We start from the raw sequence: 17,005 nt of genomic DNA, 5'->3' as shown, positions 1-17,005 counted from the left end.
GAAGATCCGCTCATGCTGGACGAAGCGGCCCTGAGGGAGCTGGCGGCCACCCAACACGGGGTTGCGTCACGCGTGCAGCTGCAACAGGCCGGGCTCACCCCTCGGGCAATTCGGCACCGGATCGCAACGGGACGGTGGGTGTCCATCGGTCGGAACGTGGTCGCGCTCGGGCCGGTGCCCACCGACATCTGGGGTCGCGCTCAGGCCGGCGTGCTGGCGGTGCCCAGCGCCACGGTCAGCCATCGAACCGCAGGCGCTCTCCATGGTCTCCCGGGTCTGAGCCCGGCGACCCGGGCGCCCATCGACCTGTCGACGACCGTGCTCAGCGCCGTCGGCCCTGCGGACGTGCGCCTCTTTCGCCGCACCCATCGTCCCCGCTTCCAGCATCTCGGCGGAATGGCCATCACCACGGTGCCACAGACCCTGTTCGATCTGGCGGCGGTGCTGCCCGTCGAAGAGCTGGACCGGGTCGTCGACCTGAGCCTTGCCCAGCGCCGACTTCCGTTGTCGGTGCTGGAGCTCTCCGTGGAGGAGCTGTCGGGTCGTGGCGTGCGCGGTACGCCGGCGCTGCGTCATCTGCTGGCATCGCGACGCAGCGAGGGCGGCTCGGAGAGCGAGCTGGAACGGCTGTTCCTGGAGGGCTGGACCGCGGCCGGGGGCGTGCCGGGTCGTCAACAGGTGCAGATGCCATGGCACGCCCGGGTCGACCACCTGTGGGACGACGAGATGGTGATCGGCGAGAACGACTCCCGCAGCTGGCACACCAGGGAGCGTGATTTCGACTCGGATCGCCAACGCGACGCCGAGGCGGCCTCGTTCGGATACCTGACCGTGCGCATCACCTGGGGGCAGGTGAAGTACGACCTTGAGGCAACGCTCGTGCGTCTGGCCAAAATCCTGCGGGTCAGGGCTGGAATGGCCAGCCACACCTCAACCTAGGCCTGGCGGCCGACCGGGGGCGCCCCGAACCCAGCCCGGGCCCGCTCGTCGGGTCGGCGGCGCGTCACGCTGAGGGATGCGGGCCGCCTCAGTTGCGGAGCTTGGAGAGCAGCCGCAGCAGCTCCAGGTACAGCCAGATGATGGTGACCAGCAGCCCGAAGGCGCCGTACCACTCGAAGTCGCGGTCGAGGCCCATCTTCTCGCCCCGCTCGATGAAGTCGAAGTCGAGCGCCAGGTTCATGGCGGCGATGCCGGCGACGATGACGCTGAAGCCGATGCTGAGTGGGGTCGAGCTGGAGAGGAAGCTCACCGCTTGGGCTCCGGCGAACAGGCTGATCAGGAAGCTGATGCCGTAGAACACCATGATTCCGAGGGTGGCGAAGATGACCGTGCGACGGAACTTGTCGGTCACCTTGATGATGCGGAAGCCGTACAGGAACAACATGACCAGGAACACGGCGAGCGTGGCCCCGATCGCCTGCACGACGATGCCGCCCTGGAACGACTCGTACATCTTGGAGATGGCGCCGACGAAGAAGCCTTGGGCCAGCGCGTAGACGGGGGCGATGAACTTGGCCATCCGAGGCCTGAACCACAGGCCGATCAGGCAGACGAACCCGACGCCGACGCCGACCCAGGCCAGCATCGGGATCGTGAAGTTGGTCACCTGCTGGCCTGCGGCATTGAAGCCCGTCGTGGGTGAGGCGGTCTGCACCCAGCCGAACGCTGCGCTGAGCAACAGCAGCGCCATTAGCACCGAGGTGGCCCAGGCGGTGCCCCGCATCGTCATGCCAAGGCCGTCGTCGTCGAGACCGACGGGACGCTCCATGCCGGGGGGCGGCCATTGGGTCATCGTGTCGCCCGAGGCCGCCGACCCGGGGCCCCAGGTCGTCGCCTTTTCCAGCGATTTGTCGTTGAGCATTGGGTTGGCCATCGGCTCAGCCTACTGAGAAATCGGGCCAACCTGGCGGCATCACCCGGCGGTCGCCAGGCTGGGCATCCATGCTGGTCGCCGGGCCTCGAAGGCACTGATGGCGTCGGCGTGGGACAGGGTGAGGGCGATGTCGTCCAGGCCGTTGACCAGGCGGTGCTGGGCCGACGGCTCCAGCTCGAAGCGCTCCTCGACACCGAGCGACTGCACCTCGACGGTGGCGGTTTCGACGTCGATCTCCAACATCAGGGACGGGTCGTCCTCGAGCGCCCGCAGCAGGCGCTCGCCCAGCTCGAAACTGACCGTGACCGGCACCAAACCGACCTTGGTGGCGTTGTTGACGAAGATCGGCCCGAACCGGGGTGAGATCACCGCGTCGAAGCCGTACTGCTGCAGCGCCCACACCGCGTGCTCCCGCGACGATCCGGTGCCGAAGTTGGGCCCGGCGACGAGGATGTTGGCCCCCTGGTAGCGCTCGTCGTTGAGCACGAAGTTGCGGTCGTCGCGCCATTCGGAGAACAGGCCCCGGTCAAAGCCGGTGCGCTCGACCCGCTTGAGCCAGTCGGAGGGGATGATCTGGTCGGTGTCGACGTCGGAGCGGTCGAGGGGCACGGCGCGGCCGGTGATGATGCGGACGGGTTCCATGGTGGTGGTCCTTTCGGGGAAACGGAGAACTGATTCGGGCGGGAGGTGAGGGCGCTGGTCGGCGCTGTGGCTGACCGGACCGGGCCGATAGGTGAGCGGAATTTGGGCGGCGGGTAGGTGTGATCCAAGCGGTGGGAAGGCGTGGCCTGGGAGCGAGGAGGCGGCCTACAGGTCGGCGGGCTCGGCGAAGTGCCCGGCGATGGCGGTGGCGGCGGCCACCTCGGGCGACACCAGGTGGGTGCGTCCGCCGCGGCCCTGGCGGCCCTCGAAGTTGCGGTTCGACGTGGACGCCGATCGCTCGCCGGGGGCGAGGGTGTCCGGGTTCATGCCCAGACACATCGAGCAGCCGGGCTCGCGCCAGTCGAACCCGGCGTCGCTGAACACGGCGTCGAGCCCCTCGGCCTCGGCCTGAGCCTTGACCGCGTGGGAGCCAGGGACGACGTAAGTGCGCAGGTTGGAGGCGATCGTTCGCCCCCGCACAACGGCCGCGGCGGCGCGCAGGTCCTCGATGCGGGCGTTGGTGCACGATCCGATGAAGATCACGTCGACGCCCACCTCCTTCATCGGCTGGCCGGCGGACAGGTCCATGTACTCGAGCGCCCGCGCGGCGGCCGCCGCCTCGGTCGGGTCGTCGAAGGAGGTCGGGTCGGGCACGGCGCCATCGAGGGGCACGACCTGGCCCGGGTTGGTGCCCCAGGAGATGTGGGGGCGGATCTCGGCTGCGGCGAGGAAGATCTCCTTGTCGAACACGGCGTCGTCGTCGGTTACCAGCTGCGCCCAGTCGGCCAGCGCCTGCTCCCAGGCCTCGCCGGTCGGCGCGTGGGGGCGGCCCTCGACGTAGTCGTAGGTGGTCTGATCCGGGGCGATCAGCCCCGCTTTGGCGCCGGCCTCGATCGACATGTTGCAGACGGTCATGCGCCCCTCCATCGACAGCGCCCGGATGGCAGAGCCGCGGTACTCGGCGATGTAGCCGATGCCGCCGCCGGTGCCGAGCCGACCGAGGATGGCCAGGATGATGTCCTTGGCGGTCGAACCGGCCGGCAGCTCGCCGTCGACGTTGATCCCCAGGGTCTTTGGACGCACCTGGCTGAGGCACTGGGTGGCCATGACGTGCTCCACCTCGGAGGTGCCGATGCCGAAGGCCAACGAACCGAAGGCGCCGTGGGTAGCGGTGTGGGAGTCGCCGCACACGATCGTCATCCCGGGCAAAGTGAGGCCCTGTTCGGGGCCGATGATGTGCACGATCCCCTGAAGCTTGTTGCCCATCGGGTACGCGGTCACGCCGTAATCCTTGGCGTTGCTGCGCAGCGTGTCGATCTGCTTGCGCGACACCGGATCGACGATCGGGGCGCCGATGTCGGCGGTGGGCACGTTGTGGTCCTCGGTGGCCAGTGTGAGTTCGGGGCGGCGCATTGTGCGGCCGGCCATGCGCAGGCCCTCGAACGCCTGGGGAGAGGTCACCTCGTGGACCAGGTGCAGGTCGATGTACAACACGTCGGGCTCGCCGGGGGCCGAGTGGACGACGTGGTTGTCCCACACCTTTTGGCTGATCGTGCGTGGGCCTGCGGGGTTGGTGGTGGGGGACACTTCGGCTCCTCTGGATGCTGGGCGGGAAGGGACGGTTGCCGAGCGGATGGCAGCAGTTGCACGAAGCGATCGGCTGCGGGAGTCCGTCCTCGGCATGTGGAGGGCGTCGGGGCACTCGTGTCTCACATAGTGAGACGCGAGTCTTGCTCCGTGGTACGATGGTACCCATGCCCAACACCGGAGGCAACCGGCCTCGAGCGAAGACGAGTGGGGGCGAGCCACTTGACGGGGCGCTAGCGCCGGCGCTCGCCACCGGCGTCGGCGTACTCGACAAGTCGATGACGATCGTCACCGCACTCGAGGACGGTCCCGCACGGCTGAGCGAGCTGACCGACCGCACCGGCATGAGCCGGGCCACCGTTCACCGCCTGGCCAGCTCGCTCGACGAGCATGGCCTGGTGCGGCGCACGACCGACGGCAGCTTCGCGCTGGGCTACCGGCTGGTGGGGCTGGCTGCCCGAGCGCTCGGCGGGTCGGCGCTGGCCGAGACGGCGCGCCCGACGGTGACAGCGTTGCGCGACGTCACCGGCGAGAGCGCCCAGTTGTGGCTGCCCGACGGGGAGTGGCGCGTGTGTTTGCTGTCGGTCGAAGCCACTCACGAGCTGCGCACGATCGTCGACGAAGGGTCCCGTGTGGCGATCGACGTCGGTTCGGGCGGGCGGGCCCTTCAGGGCGAGGCCGGCACGGCCGGATGGGTGGCCACCGTCGGTGAGCGGGCCGACGGGGTGGGATCGGTGTCCGCCGGGGTGCTCGGGCCGTCCGGCAGCGTGGTCGCTGCGGTCGGGATCTCCGGCCCGATCGACCGCCTCGGCGACGATCCCGGCGCCCGTTTCGGGGGCGACGTAGTCGCTGCGGCCAACGAGCTGTCCGAGGCGCTCGGGGTGCCGCCCCGCCATGGCTGAACCGGGGTGGGCGTCCGCTGCCGGCTCACCGGACGCGACGGCGAACGGTGTCGGGTTGGTGGCGGCCGGTCACGAAGTGACCGCGGATGCCGCCGCGCTGATGCTCGCCGTCGGAGGCAACGCCTGGGACGCAGCGGTCGCCGCCGGGTTCGCTGCCACCGCCGCCGAACCCCTGTACACCAGCCTGGCGGGCGGCGGCTTTCTGCTGGCGACGGGGCCAGGTTTGGGGTCGATCCTGTTCGACTTTTTCGTATCGGTGCCGGGCTTGGGTCGCACCCGCCCGGTCGAGGCGCCCGTTCCGGTGCCGATCCGTTTCGGTGCCGCCACCCAGACCTTTCACGTCGGGCCGGGGTCGGTGGCGGTCCCCGGGCTGCTCGCCGGTCTGCTGGCCGTGCACCGGCGTCTGGGCACGTTGCCCCTTGCCCAGGTGGTGGCACCGGCGATCGAGGCGGCCGCCATCGGCCAGCGGGTGGGCGCGATGGTGCGGGTGGCCGGTCTGCTGGCCCCCGTGATGGGACGGACGCCCACCGGTGCCGAGCTGTACCTGCGCGACGGCCGTCCCCTCGCCGAGGACGATCATTTCCACAACCCGCAGCTCGCGGCGGTACTTAGCGAGGTGGGCGCGGGTGGCCGGGACGGCTTTGCCCCCGACGAGTTGGGGGGAGCGGTCACCGCCGCCGATCTGGACGAGTACCGGGTGGAGGAGCGACGGCCCTTGACGCTCGACCTCGACGGTGTCGCGGGCTGGACCAACCCGGCCCCTGCATTCGGTGGCCGCCTGGTGGCCCTCGGGCTGGAGCGTTTGGCCGGTGACCCGAGGGGATCGGACAGGCGCACGCCCGACGGCGCATTGGCCATTGCCGACGTGCTGGTCGCCCAGGGAGACGCCCGCCGGCGTCTCGTCGGCGCCGTGCAGGGCACCACGCACCTGTCGGTGATCGACCGCTGGGGCAACCTGGCGTCGATGACCGCCTCCAATGGCTCGGGCTCCGGAGAGTTCGCACCCGGCTCGGGCGTTCAGCTGAACAACATGATGGGGGAGGAGGACCTGCACCCCGCCGGGTTCGACGCAGCGGTGCCGGGCACGCGGATCCCGTCGATGATGGCGCCGACCGCCCTGCGCCTCGACCGTAGGGGTCGATCCGTGGCGCTCGGCAGCGGCGGATCGGAGCGCATCCGCTCGACGATCACCCAGGTGACCGCCGACCTGGTCAGCGAGGCCTTACCGGCCGACCAGGCGGTGGCCGCCCCCCGTCTGCACTGGGACGGCTCGTCGCTCCAGGCCGAGCCGGGCCTCCCGGCGGCGGTGCTCGAGGCGCTCGCCGCCCGATACCCGGTGGTCGAATGGGGCCACCGGGACCTGTACTTCGGTGGGCTTCACCTGGTGGCCACGCCGGACGTCGCCGTCGGCGACCCACGCCGCGGCGGCGCAGTCCGAGTGGTCAGGCCGGAATGATCTAGTAGTACCAGGGGTAGGGGGACCAGTCCGGGTCACGCTTCTCGAGGAACGAGTCCCGGCCTTCGGCTGCCTCGTCGGTCATGTAGCCCAGGCGGGTGGCCTCCCCGGCGAACAGCTGCTGGCCGACCAGGCCGTCGTCGATCAGGTTGAAGGAGTACTTCAGCATGCGTTGGCCCATCGGGCTTTTGCCATTGATCTTGGCCCCCCACTCCAGCGCCACATCCTCGAGCCGCTCGTGGTCGACCACGGCGTTGACCATGCCCATGCGGTGGGCATCGTCGGCCGAATACTCGTCGCCGAGGAAGAAGATCTCCCGGGCGAACTTCTGGCCCACTTGGCGGGCCAGGTAGGCCGACCCGTAGCCGCCGTCGAAGCTGGCCACATCGGCGTCGGTCTGCTTGAAACGGGCGTGCTCCCGGCTGGCCAGCGTCAGGTCGGAGACGACGTGCAGGCTGTGCCCGCCGCCTGCGGCCCAGCCGGGCACGACGCAGATCACCACCTTGGGCATGAAGCGGATGAGGCGTTGCACCTCCAGGATGTGCAGCCGGCCGGAGCGGGCCGGGTCGATGCTCTCGGCGGTGTCGCCCTCGGCGTAGCGGTAGCCATCCTTCCCCCGGATGCGCTGGTCGCCACCCGAACAGAACGCCCATCCGCCGTCCTTGGGGGACGGGCCGTTGCCGGTCAGCAGCACGCAGCCGACGTCGGAGGTGGTCCGAGCGTGTTCGAGCACCCGGTAGAGCTCGTCGACGGTGTCGGGCCGGAACGCGTTGCGGATCTCGGGCCGATCGAAGGCCACCCGCACCGTGCCCTGATCGACGGCCCGGTGGTAGGTGATGTCGTTGAGGTCATCGAAGCCGGGAACGTCCTCCCAGCGCTGCGGGTCGAACAGGTCCGAAACAGGCGGTGCCATAGGCACGGGACCCTAGCGAACGAGACGCTCGGACCAACCCGGTCGTGCCCCGAAGCGGGGAGCCCAGAACGCGGTCTGGCGGTCGTTTGGGCTCCCGAGTTGCGGGATGGCGCGCAACTGGGGAGTGGGGAGCGCGGTCTGGCGGTCGTTTGGGCTCCCGAGTTGCCGGTAGTTCGGGAATCGGCGGAGGAACTACCCGCGAGGTCGGCGCCGTTGGGCCTTGCGACGGGCTCGCTGGTTGGTCTCCCGCTGCCGGTCGCGGGAGCGCACCTCGAGCTGTTCGTCCAGCCGGGTGAGCTCGTCGGCGAGCGAGCGGTACTGCTCCAGGCGCTCGGTCGATACGGCCGTCTCGGCGGCACAGCCGTCCTCACCCTGGTGGGCGCAGTCCTCGAAGCGACATGAGCGCGCTGCCGAAGTCACCTCGGGAAAGGCGAGCGCCAGGCCGTCCCAGGCCTGCCACAGCCCAACACCGCGGATGCCGGGGGTGTCGATCAGCAGCCCGCCCCCGCTCAGCGCCAACAGCTGCCCGGTGACCGTGGTATGGCGCCCCCGCAGGTCGCTTTCGCGGACGTTGCCGGTGAGCGCCACCCGCCGCCCGGCCAGCGCGTTGACCAGGCTGGACTTGCCCGCCCCCGACGCACCCAGCAGCGCAACGGTGACCCCCGGCGCCAACAGCGGCCGCAGCTCGTCGAGGCCGCTGCCGGTGAGGTTGGACACAGCGACGACGTCGACCCCGGGCGCGGCCTCCGCTGCCGCCGACCGGGCGGCGGCCAGCTGGGTGGCGTCGACCTGGTCGGACTTGGTCAGCACCACCGCCGGCCGGGCTCCGCTCTCCCAGGCGATCACCAGCTCGCGCACCAGCCGGGCGGGGTTGACCCCGGTGTCGAGGGGTTGCAACACCAGCAGGTGGTCGAGGTTGGCGGCCACCGCCTTGGCGCTCAAAGCGAGATCGTCGCGATCTGCCCCGGGCGACCGACGCTCGAGCACGCTGCGACGCGGCAGGCGCACCTCGATGCGGGCGGCGTCGGGGTTGAGGCCGCACCAGTCGCCGACCACCGCGTCCCGGGCCTCCTTGTTGGCGACGATCAGCTGCCGTCCGAAGGACACCCCAGCACCGTCGACGCTGAGCCCGCCCTTGTCGATGCGGGTGATGCGGGCGGGTATCAGGTGGTCGGTTGCCGCCGCCGCCCAGGTCGATTCCCAAGCGTCATCCCAGCCGAGCTCGCGTTGCTGCACCCCTCCAGTCTGGCCGGACGGCACTGTGTCGTGCGTCGTTGGCGTCCGTCGCCCCGTGCCGACACCGGGACGAGCACGGGTACCTTGGGTTGGTGAGCGTCGACGAACCCACCGAAACCTCCGGGCAGGATCTCGGCGCCATCGCTGCGATCGACATCGGCACCAACTCGATCCACACCGTGTTGGCGCGAGTGCTCGACCGGGGACGCTACGAGGTGTTGACCCGCGAGAAGGCCACCGTTCGGCTCGGGTCGGGCGGCGGCGACATGGACACCCTGGACGCTGATGCGATCGACCGGGGCATCGCTGCCCTGACCAGGGCGGCGCAGCTGGCTGTCGAGCGCAACGCTCTCGTCGTCGCCGTGGCGACCAGCGCCGTGCGCGAGGCCTCCAACTCCAAGGCGTTCATCCGCCGGGCGCGCGACGAGGCCGGCGTGAGCGTCGAGGTGATCTCAGGGGTCGAGGAGGCTCGGTTGATCCACCTGGGCGTTCTCGGTGCGCTCCCGGTATTCGATCGGCCCCATGCGCTGATCGATATCGGGGGTGGAAGCACCGAGGTGCTCTACGGCACCGGCGACGAGGTGACCGCGTCGCGCAGCTTCAAGCTGGGCGCCATTCGGACCACCCGTCGGTTCTTCCCTGACGGATTGTTCGGCGCGGGGCCCGAGAAGGCCCGCAGCAGGCAGATGAGGGCAGCCCAGGCTCACGTGGCATCAGCGCTGGCACCGTTCGCCACTGCTGTGGCGGACCTGCCGGCCGAGGTGGTGGCCGGGTGCTCGGGGACGATCGAGACGCTGGCGGCCATGGCGCGGGCCAAGGCGGGGGAGAACGGGCGGTCGGCCAACGGGTCGACGATGACCCGTCGCGAGCTCGACGCCGTGGTCGACGCCATCCTGGAGGCGACGTCGCTCGACGACCTCAAGGCCCTGCCCGGGATGGAGCCAAGCCGGGCCGACATCATCGTTGGAGGGGCCCTGATCGTTCAGGGCGCGATGGACGCCTTCGGGTGGGAGCGCCTGACCATTTCGGAGGGCTCCCTGCGCGAGGGGGTGCTGGAGGAGGCCCAGGCACGGCTGACCGGCGGCGACACAGCGCACCTGGCCGACCTTCGTCGCCATTCGGTGGAGCACCTGCTGATCGCCACCGACGAGGACCCCGACCATGCCCGCTGCATCGCTCGCCTGAGCCTGGCGATCTTCGATGGCTTGGAGCGGGTGCACGGCCTGGGCGCCGAACACCGCGAGCTGCTTGAGGCCGGTGCGCTGCTGGCCAACGTGGGGCTGATGATCAGCCACAGCGCCCACCACAAGCACAGCTACTACATCGTCCGCAACACCGACCGTTTGTCCGGGTTTAACGACCGCGAGATCGAGATGGTCGCCCAACTGGCCCGCTTCCACCGCAAGGCCCGCCCCGACGAGCAGCGCCACCCCGAGTTTGGCGCCCTGTCGCTGGTCGACCGGGCGGTCGTGCGCACCCTGGCCGGCATCCTGCGGGTGGCTGTGGGCCTCGACCGCTCGCACGCCAACAAGGTGGGCGACGTCGAGGTGCTGGTCTCGGCCGACGAGGTGTCGGTGGTGGCAAGCCCCACTGAAGCGGGCGGCGATATCGACCTGGAGCTCTACGCCGGTGCGGCCAATACCAACCTGCTGGCCGAGGTGCTCGGCCGGAGCGTCAGCGTCTCCGGCGCGGCGTGAACGTCACCGGCCCGGTACCGTCAGCGAACTGACGGAACCGGACCGGAGCGACGGAGGTTTGGAGCGCCTCGGACTTGGGTGCGTCGAGAAGCGCAGCGCCGACGAGCCTCAGTCCGCTAGCGAGGCTGGCGGGCGATCTCTTCGAGCAGCGCCACCATCTTTTCCTCGTTGGTCGGCTCGACGTCGGCGTCGGTGGCCGACCGTTCCTTCCAGTGGTTGTAGGGGCGCACGACCACGAAGAACACCGCGGCGGCGATGGCGAGGAAGTTGATGACAGCGATGATCACCGAGCCCCACATGAACTCTGCTCCGCTGATCGTGAAGCTGGCCGTGGCGAGGCTGTCGGTATTGGGCAGGATGAGCCCGATCAGTGGGCTGAGCAGGCCCTCGACGAAGGAGTTGATCACCACCGCAAAAGCGGCGCCGATCACCAGGCCGACTGCCAGGTCCAACACGCTGCCCTGGTTGATGAACTTCTTGAAGTCTTCGATCATGGTTGTACTCCTGAGCGCTTTCACGGGAAAACGATGTGAGGTCTCACATTGCTTTGCACGGTACTCGCCCATGCAGGCTCAGAGGTCGATCGCCACGATCTCCACGTTCAACACGTTGCCGTTGGGCGCGGTGAACGAGACGGTGTCGCCCACCTTTTTGCCTCCAAGCTGCACACCGAGCGGTGAGGTGGGGGAGACGACGTCGATGTCGCCCGACTGTTCCTCGATCGACCCGTACAGGTAGCGGTCGATCTCGTCGTCACCCTCGTAGCGCAGTGAAACCGTCACGCCGGTTCGCACCGCGTCGATCGGGCCGTCGTCGCCGACGACCACAGCGTCCTCGAGGAGCCCGGCGATCTGGCCGATCCTGGCCTCCATCTTGCCCTGTTCGTCCTTGGCCGCGTGGTAGTCGCCGTTCTCCTTGAGGTCGCCCAGCTCGCGGGCGGCCTCGATCTTTTCGGCGATCTCCAGGCGTCCACTGGACGTCAGGGTGTTCAGCTCGGCGCTCAGTCGGTCGTAGGCAGCCTGTGACAGCTCGTGGGTGTTGGCCATAGCCCGACCACGATACCGGGTCGTGCCCGCCCGGTGGCGCGCTGGTAGCATCGCTCGTGATGAACCGGACCGCCTTCCGCACCGCCGTAGCGATCATTCGTTAGCACGCATCGGTTTCCGATGCGTGCGTCCAGCCGTCCACTTCGTGGGCGGTTTTTTCTTGTCCCAAAGCCGATGCTGTCCGCCCGAACACCAGGCCGGCCAGTACGAGCAGCCGCCCATCCCCCCACTAGCCGGAACATGAGTTGATGATGAACACCAGCCAGGTCACGCCAACCGGCGCACCCGACGAACAAGCACCCGACGCGCAGACACCCGACGAGCAGGAGTCCGCCCGCCGACCGCACCGCATTGGTGTGATCGGCGGCGATGGCATCGGCCCCGAGGTGACCGCCCAAGCGCTGCGGGTGCTCGAGGCGGCCGGCCTGGAGATGGAGCTGACCCACTACGACCTGGGCGCCGCCCGCTACCTGCGCGACGGCACCGTGCTGCCCGACCCGGTGATGGAAGAGTGGCGACGGCTCGACGCGCTGCTGCTCGGCGCGGTCGGCGACCCGGCGCCGGGGCAGGCAGCACCGGCCGGCCTGGTCGAGCGGGGGATCCTGCTGCGCATGCGCTTCGAGCTCGACATGTACATCAACTACCGGCCGTTCCGCCTGCCGCCGGCGGTGAACTTTGAGGTGATCCGCGAGAACACCGAAGGCGCCTATGCCGGGGAAGGCGGCTTTCTGCGCCGGGGCACCCCGTACGAGGTGGCCACCCAGGGTTCGGTCAACACCCGCCACGGCGTCGAGCGCTGCATTCGCTACGCCTTCGACCAGGCGGTGGCGAGCGAACGCCACCACCTCACGCTGGTCCACAAGAAGAACGTGTTGACCTTTGCCGGCGACCTCTGGCAGCGCACCTTCGACGAGGTGGCCGTGGACTATCCCCAGGTCGACACCGCCTACCAGCACGTCGACGCCGCCTGTATCCACTTCGTCGAGCGGCCCGAGAGCTACGACGTCATCGTCACCGACAACCTGTTTGGCGACATCCTCACCGATCTGGGTGGGGCGGTGGCCGGCGGGGTCGCCTATGCGGCCTCGGCCAACCTCAACCCGGATCGCACCGGCCCGTCGATGTTCGAACCGGTGCATGGCACCGCACCCGACATCGCCGGCACCAACCAGGCCAACCCGATCGCTGCGGTGATCTCCGCCGGTCTGATGGCCCGGTTCCTCGGCGACGATGCCGTGGCCGACGCAATCGCCGGCGCCACCTCGGACCCGCAGCGCTACAGCGGTTCCACCTCCGACATCGGCGACGCCCTCGTCGCCGCCGTGTCCGCCTGACCCTCCGTTCTCACCCGAGTACACCGCCGATCGCTCGCCGACGGCCGTCCACCACATCGACCGGCCGCCGGCCACCTATCCCGGCTCCGGTCACCGCCAAGGAGTTGCGCCATGCCATTGACCCCCACGCCCTTCATCTGGATGAACGGTTCCTTGGTGCCCTGGGACGAGGCGCAGATCCACGTGCTCACCCACACGCTGCACTACGGCACCGGCGTGTTCGAGGGCATCCGTGCCTACCCGACGCCTGACGGGCCCGGCATCTTCCGGCTGACCGATCACATCGCCCGTCTCAAGCGTTCGGCCGACATCCTGGCGATGCCGCTGCCCTACAGCGTGGATGAGCTGGTGGCCGCCACCAAGGAGACCGTGGCCTCCACCGGGCTCGACGGCTGCTACGTGCGCCCGATCGCCTACTACGGATACGGCGAGATGGGGCTGTCGACGATCGCGCTGAAGGTCGACGTCGCCATCGCCTGCTGGCCGTGGGGCGCCTACCTGGGCGACGACGCGGTAACCAAGGGCGTGAAGCTGAAGATCAGCTCGTGGCAACGCCACGACCACAACACCATGCCGCCGGCGGCCAAGACCACCGGTAACTACGTCAACTCCTCGCTGGCCAAGGTGGAGGCGCTCAACGCCGGCTACGACGAGGCTGTGCTGCTGAACCGGGCCGGCTGCATCGCCGAGTGCTCGGGTGAAAACCTCTTCGTCATCACCAACGGAAAGATCACCACCCCGCCGCTGCATGCCGGGGCGCTCGAGGGCATCACCCAGCACACGGTCACCCAGCTGCTCGCCGATATGGGTCATGAGGTGGTGGAGAACAACCTGGTGCGCTCGGATCTCTACACCGCCGACGAGGCGTTTCTTGTCGGAACCGCTGCCGAGGTGTCGGCGGTGAACTCGGTCGACGACCGTCCAATTGCCTGTCCGGGAGCGATCACCACCGAGCTGGCCAAGCGCTACGCCAACGTCGTCCGCGGCGGTGACGACAAGTACCGGTCCTGGGTGGAGCTGCCATGAGCGAGGAGCGTGACACCGCTCCGTCCGGCGCTGCGGCGCCACCCGGCGCAGCCCCCGAGATCGCCCTGCCCGAACGGGTCGACGTGTTCGACACCACGCTGCGGGACGGCTCGCAGTTCGAGGGCATCTCGCTGTCGGTCGACGACAAGCTGCGCATCGCCGAGCAGCTCGATTACCTGGGCGTCGCCTGGATCGAGGGCGGCTTTCCGCAGGCCAATCCCAAGGACGCCGAGTTCTTTCGTCGGGCGGCCGCCGGTGAGCTGAAGCTCGATACGTCTCGGCTGGTCGCCTTCGGTTCTACCCGCAAGCCTGGGGGTGTCACCGACAGCGACGCCACCCTGACCACCCTCCTCGACGCGGGTACCGAGACGCTGTGCATCGTCGGCAAGGGATCGGCCTGGCAGGTGCGCAAGACGCTGAACACGACCCTGGACGAGGGCCGGGCGATGACGTCGGACTCGGTCCGATACCTCAAGGCGGCCGGCCGCCGGGTGTTCTTCGACGTCGAGCACTGCTTCGACGGCTACAAGGAGGACCCGGACTTCACCCTGTCGGTGATCGAAGCGGCGGCGCTCGCCGGTGCCGACTGCGTCGTGCTGTGCGACACCAAGGGCGGGTCGCTTCCACACGAGGTGCAGGCGATCACCGCCGAGATCGCCCATCGCTTCGATGGGCTGCAGCTGGGAATCCACACCCAGGACGACACCGGTTGCGCCGTGGCCAACGCGGTCGCCGCCGTTCTGAGCGGCGCTACCCAGGTGCAGGGCACGATCAACGGATACGGCGAGCGCACCGGCAACGCCGATCTGATCACCGTGATCCCCAACCTGACCCTGAAGCTGGGGGTGGGAACGCTGCCCGAGGGGCGGCTGGAGCGGTTGGGCCCGGTCAGCCGGCACGTCGCCGAGCTGGTCAACCTGCCGCTCGACCCGGCGGCGCCCTACGTGGGCACGTCGGCGTTTGCCCACAAGGGCGGGCTCCACACCTCGGCGCTGCGCCGGGCGGGCACGGCCGCGTACGAGCATGTCGACCCGGCCTTGGTCGGCAACCACAGCCGGGTGTTGGTCTCCGACCTGGGCGGTCGGACCGGCATGTCGATGAAGGCCGAGGAGCTCGGTGTCGACCTCGATGCGGGCGAGGCCGCCACCCTCAACGACACTCTGAAGGGCCTGGAGGCCGACGGTTGGGTGTTTGAGGCCGCCGATGCGTCGCTCGAGCTGCTGATGGCCAGCGCGGCCGGATGGGAGCAGCCGTATTTCCGCACCGAGGCCTACCGGGTGTCGGGCTATCACCGGGCCGACCCGAACCAACCCGGGCAAGGCGCCCACCTGTCGACCGAAGCGACGGTGAAGGTGTGGGTCGGCGACGAGCGGATCGCTGCAGTGGGGGAGGGCAACGGCCCGGTCAACGCCCTCGATGCCGCCCTGCGCACCGCCCTGGGGCGCCACTATCCCCACCTCGAGCGGATTCATCTCACCGACTTCAAAGTGCGGGTGCTCGACGGTGGAGCGGCCACCGGCGCGGTCACGCGGGTGTTGATCGACTCGACCGACGGCGACGAGACCTGGACGACGATCGGGGTGTCGCCCAACGTCATCGAAGCGTCGTGGATGGCGCTGGTCGACTCGCTGGTGTTCGGCCTGAAACGCTTTGAGGGGTAGGCTCAGCGGGTCATGTCAGCTCCTCCGTACATCGTCGAAAACCAGGTCCAGCCCGCCCGTAGCTACGTCTCGGCGCCGCGGGTACCGCCCATCTGGGAGCCGGGCCATCCGGCTCGGTCGGCCGAGCTCGACGGCCCCCAGCCCTGGGGCGACCGCCTGGGCACGCCGGGCCCCGATACCGGCTACGTCCTCAAGCTGGTCGAGCGATGCATCGACGACCTGACGCTGGCACCCGGCGAGCAGCGGGACGACGTTGCCTCCGGTCTGGCTGCGGTGGCCGCCAAGAGGGCTGCGTCCTACGGTCGGGCGCCGGTCCGCCACGATCTCGACGCTGCGGCCATGATCTGGGCCTTCGACTCCTCGTCGGTCGACCCCGAGCTGGCCGAGCTGCGCCGGCGGGCCTTCGAGGGCATCGCCGATCCCCACCACTACGATGCCCGCCGCACCATGGTCGACATGGTGCCGGAGGGCTCGCTGCGCCAGACCCGCGAAGCAATCGCCGAGGCCCACGCGGCCGACTGGCGCTCGCTCTTCGACCTTGGCCAGGCCTGACCCTCACCTGTTTCCAGCGATGCGCCGGCACCGGCGGAGGCCTTAGCTGGCGTAGACGTCGATCGGGGTGCCCAGGGGCAACGCCGCCAGTTGCTCGACCGTAGCGCTGGGCACGCGGATGCAGCCGTTGGATCTGGCCTGGCCGAACACCGACGGGTCGCTCCAGCCGTGCAGGGCGATCTGTGGGGCGCCGCCGTCGAAGGTGTCGAGCTGCTCGGAGTAGGCGCTGATGCCGAGGCTCCACGGATGGCGCTTGGCGCCGCTGGGTTCGCTGAGCTTGTCGGTCAGGAAGTGGCGGCCGGTCGGGGTGCGGGTGGCGTCGGTGCCCACCGCCACCGGGGATTCGGCGACCATCGTCGCGCCCTCAAAGATCCGCAGCGTCCGATCGGCCACGTTGACCTCCACGTGGGAGCTCACTTCGGACTCTTTGACGTCGGACCGCTTCACCCATCCCATCGTGCCGTTGGGCCGGACGGGTAGTTGCACCTGCAGCCAGTCGCCCGACCGACGCACGACGAGGAAGGTCATCGCGTCGCCGAAGGGCTGGGGGTTGTCGAAGCGGTAGCCGGTGTCGGTGGCGAAGCGCCCCTGCACCGGTTGTTCCATACGCGGCAGCGGCGACGTGGCCTGTTGAACGCGTGAGAATGCGGGGCGAGCGTCCAGCGTGGGCGGGCCGTCGTCCACCCCGGCCGGGGCGGCGAGCTGCACGGCCACCGCCGGACCCTTGGCGGTGGCCACCTGGTAAGGGCCTGCGCCGCTGCGCGGCGCGGGACCGGCCGGGGCGGTCGGCGCGGGAGCATCCGCCGGCTTTGAGCTCGTGGTTGCCTTGGCGGCGACGGGCTTGGCGCTGGGGGCTGGCTTGGCGGTTGAGGTGGTCGCCTTGGTGGTCGACGACGACTGTGGCGTTCCGGTGCTTGAGGGGGCGATCAGCGGCGCCGAAGCCCGATCGGAGGCGCCGCCCCGGGCGGCGAGCACCAGGGCCAAGCCGGCAACGGTCACGGCGATCGCAGCTGCGATCGCCTGCTTGCGGCGGATCGCGCTCATCGGCGAACTCGCTGCGGCGTCATCGGTCGGAGTGGA

At 69.5% G+C, this 17,005-nt stretch carries 16 protein-coding genes; 8 read left to right on the top strand and 8 right to left on the bottom strand.

Annotated elements, in window-relative coordinates; genetic code table 11:
* Window positions 1-12 precede the first annotated feature (12 nt).
* Entirely contained in the window at window positions 13-939 is a 927-nt protein-coding gene (locus PKD89_RS04040) for a type IV toxin-antitoxin system AbiEi family antitoxin domain-containing protein (RefSeq protein ID WP_289011535.1), read from the top strand.
* An 88-nt stretch (window positions 940-1,027) separates the two neighbouring features.
* Here the strand turns inward: PKD89_RS04040 and PKD89_RS04035 are convergent, their stop codons facing one another.
* From PKD89_RS04035 to leuC, 3 genes are all read right to left on the bottom strand, one after another.
* Window positions 1,028-1,873, bottom strand: a complete 846-nt coding sequence (locus tag PKD89_RS04035) for a Bax inhibitor-1/YccA family protein (protein WP_289011536.1) — start codon at window positions 1,871-1,873, stop codon at window positions 1,028-1,030.
* A gap of 39 nt (window positions 1,874-1,912) precedes the next feature.
* Window positions 1,913-2,515, bottom strand: coding sequence for a 3-isopropylmalate dehydratase small subunit (gene leuD, locus PKD89_RS04030; protein WP_289011537.1), 603 nt, complete (start codon window positions 2,513-2,515; stop codon window positions 1,913-1,915).
* Window positions 2,516-2,680: 165 nt separating this feature from the next.
* Window positions 2,681-4,102 carry a 3-isopropylmalate dehydratase large subunit gene (gene leuC, locus PKD89_RS04025; protein ID WP_289011538.1) on the bottom strand — a complete coding sequence of 474 codons (1,422 nt, stop codon included), beginning with the start codon at window positions 4,100-4,102 and terminating at the stop codon, window positions 2,681-2,683.
* A gap of 167 nt (window positions 4,103-4,269) precedes the next feature.
* Here leuC and PKD89_RS04020 point away from each other — a divergent pair, with 167 nt between their 5' ends.
* Window positions 4,270-5,004 carry an IclR family transcriptional regulator gene (locus PKD89_RS04020; protein ID WP_289011539.1) on the top strand — a complete coding sequence of 245 codons (735 nt, stop codon included), beginning with the start codon at window positions 4,270-4,272 and terminating at the stop codon, window positions 5,002-5,004.
* The gene (locus PKD89_RS04015; RefSeq protein ID WP_289011540.1) at window positions 4,997-6,460 is read left to right on the top strand and encodes a gamma-glutamyltransferase; all 1,464 of its coding nucleotides are present in this window, start codon (window positions 4,997-4,999) and stop codon (window positions 6,458-6,460) included. Before PKD89_RS04020 ends, PKD89_RS04015 begins: the two co-directional genes overlap by 8 nt.
* A gap of 1 nt (window position 6,461) precedes the next feature.
* Here the strand turns inward: PKD89_RS04015 and PKD89_RS04010 are convergent, their stop codons facing one another.
* Both PKD89_RS04010 and rsgA read right to left on the bottom strand, forming a co-directional pair.
* The gene (locus tag PKD89_RS04010) at window positions 6,462-7,373 is read right to left on the bottom strand and encodes a 1,4-dihydroxy-2-naphthoyl-CoA synthase (RefSeq protein ID WP_289011541.1); all 912 of its coding nucleotides are present in this window, start codon (window positions 7,371-7,373) and stop codon (window positions 6,462-6,464) included.
* A 192-nt stretch (window positions 7,374-7,565) separates the two neighbouring features.
* Entirely contained in the window at window positions 7,566-8,609 is a 1,044-nt protein-coding gene (gene rsgA, locus PKD89_RS04005) for a ribosome small subunit-dependent GTPase A (RefSeq protein WP_289011542.1), read from the bottom strand.
* Between the two features lie 92 nt (window positions 8,610-8,701).
* Here rsgA and PKD89_RS04000 point away from each other — a divergent pair, with 92 nt between their 5' ends.
* Window positions 8,702-10,306, top strand: coding sequence for a Ppx/GppA phosphatase family protein (locus PKD89_RS04000; protein ID WP_289011543.1), 1,605 nt, complete (start codon window positions 8,702-8,704; stop codon window positions 10,304-10,306).
* Between the two features lie 116 nt (window positions 10,307-10,422).
* Here PKD89_RS04000 and mscL read toward each other — a convergent pair whose 3' ends face one another.
* Together mscL and PKD89_RS03990 are read right to left on the bottom strand one after the other, a co-directional pair.
* Complete coding sequence (gene mscL, locus PKD89_RS03995) at window positions 10,423-10,800, bottom strand: large conductance mechanosensitive channel protein MscL (protein WP_289011544.1); 378 nt, start codon at window positions 10,798-10,800, stop codon at window positions 10,423-10,425.
* Window positions 10,801-10,878: 78 nt separating this feature from the next.
* Entirely contained in the window at window positions 10,879-11,352 is a 474-nt protein-coding gene (locus PKD89_RS03990) for a transcription elongation factor GreA (protein WP_287374319.1), read from the bottom strand.
* A 248-nt stretch (window positions 11,353-11,600) separates the two neighbouring features.
* Here PKD89_RS03990 and PKD89_RS03985 point away from each other — a divergent pair, with 248 nt between their 5' ends.
* The 4 genes from PKD89_RS03985 (at window position 11,601) to PKD89_RS03970 (ending at window position 15,925) form a co-directional block, all read left to right on the top strand.
* Window positions 11,601-12,686, top strand: a complete 1,086-nt coding sequence (locus PKD89_RS03985) for a 3-isopropylmalate dehydrogenase (protein ID WP_289011545.1) — start codon at window positions 11,601-11,603, stop codon at window positions 12,684-12,686.
* Between the two features lie 111 nt (window positions 12,687-12,797).
* A complete protein-coding gene (locus PKD89_RS03980) occupies window positions 12,798-13,712 on the top strand; it encodes a branched-chain amino acid transaminase (RefSeq protein WP_289011546.1) in 915 nt (304 codons plus the stop codon).
* The gene (gene cimA / locus PKD89_RS03975; RefSeq protein WP_289011547.1) at window positions 13,709-15,373 is read left to right on the top strand and encodes a citramalate synthase; all 1,665 of its coding nucleotides are present in this window, start codon (window positions 13,709-13,711) and stop codon (window positions 15,371-15,373) included. Before PKD89_RS03980 ends, cimA begins: the two co-directional genes overlap by 4 nt.
* Window positions 15,374-15,385: 12 nt before the next feature.
* Window positions 15,386-15,925, top strand: a complete 540-nt coding sequence (locus PKD89_RS03970; RefSeq protein WP_289011549.1) for a hypothetical protein — start codon at window positions 15,386-15,388, stop codon at window positions 15,923-15,925.
* A gap of 42 nt (window positions 15,926-15,967) precedes the next feature.
* Here PKD89_RS03970 and PKD89_RS03965 read toward each other — a convergent pair whose 3' ends face one another.
* Window positions 15,968-16,969 (bottom strand): L,D-transpeptidase, encoded by a 1,002-nt coding sequence (locus PKD89_RS03965; protein WP_289011550.1) that lies wholly within the window; start codon window positions 16,967-16,969, stop codon window positions 15,968-15,970.
* Window positions 16,970-17,005 lie beyond the last annotated feature (36 nt).

Origin of the sequence: Candidatus Neomicrothrix sp. (genome assembly GCF_035329545.1) — a bacterium.
Taxonomy (GTDB): domain Bacteria; phylum Actinomycetota; class Acidimicrobiia; order Acidimicrobiales; family Microtrichaceae; genus Microthrix; species Microthrix subdominans.
Note: the sequence above shows the minus strand (reverse complement) of the source record. Positions and strands in the feature narration are given on the sequence as shown.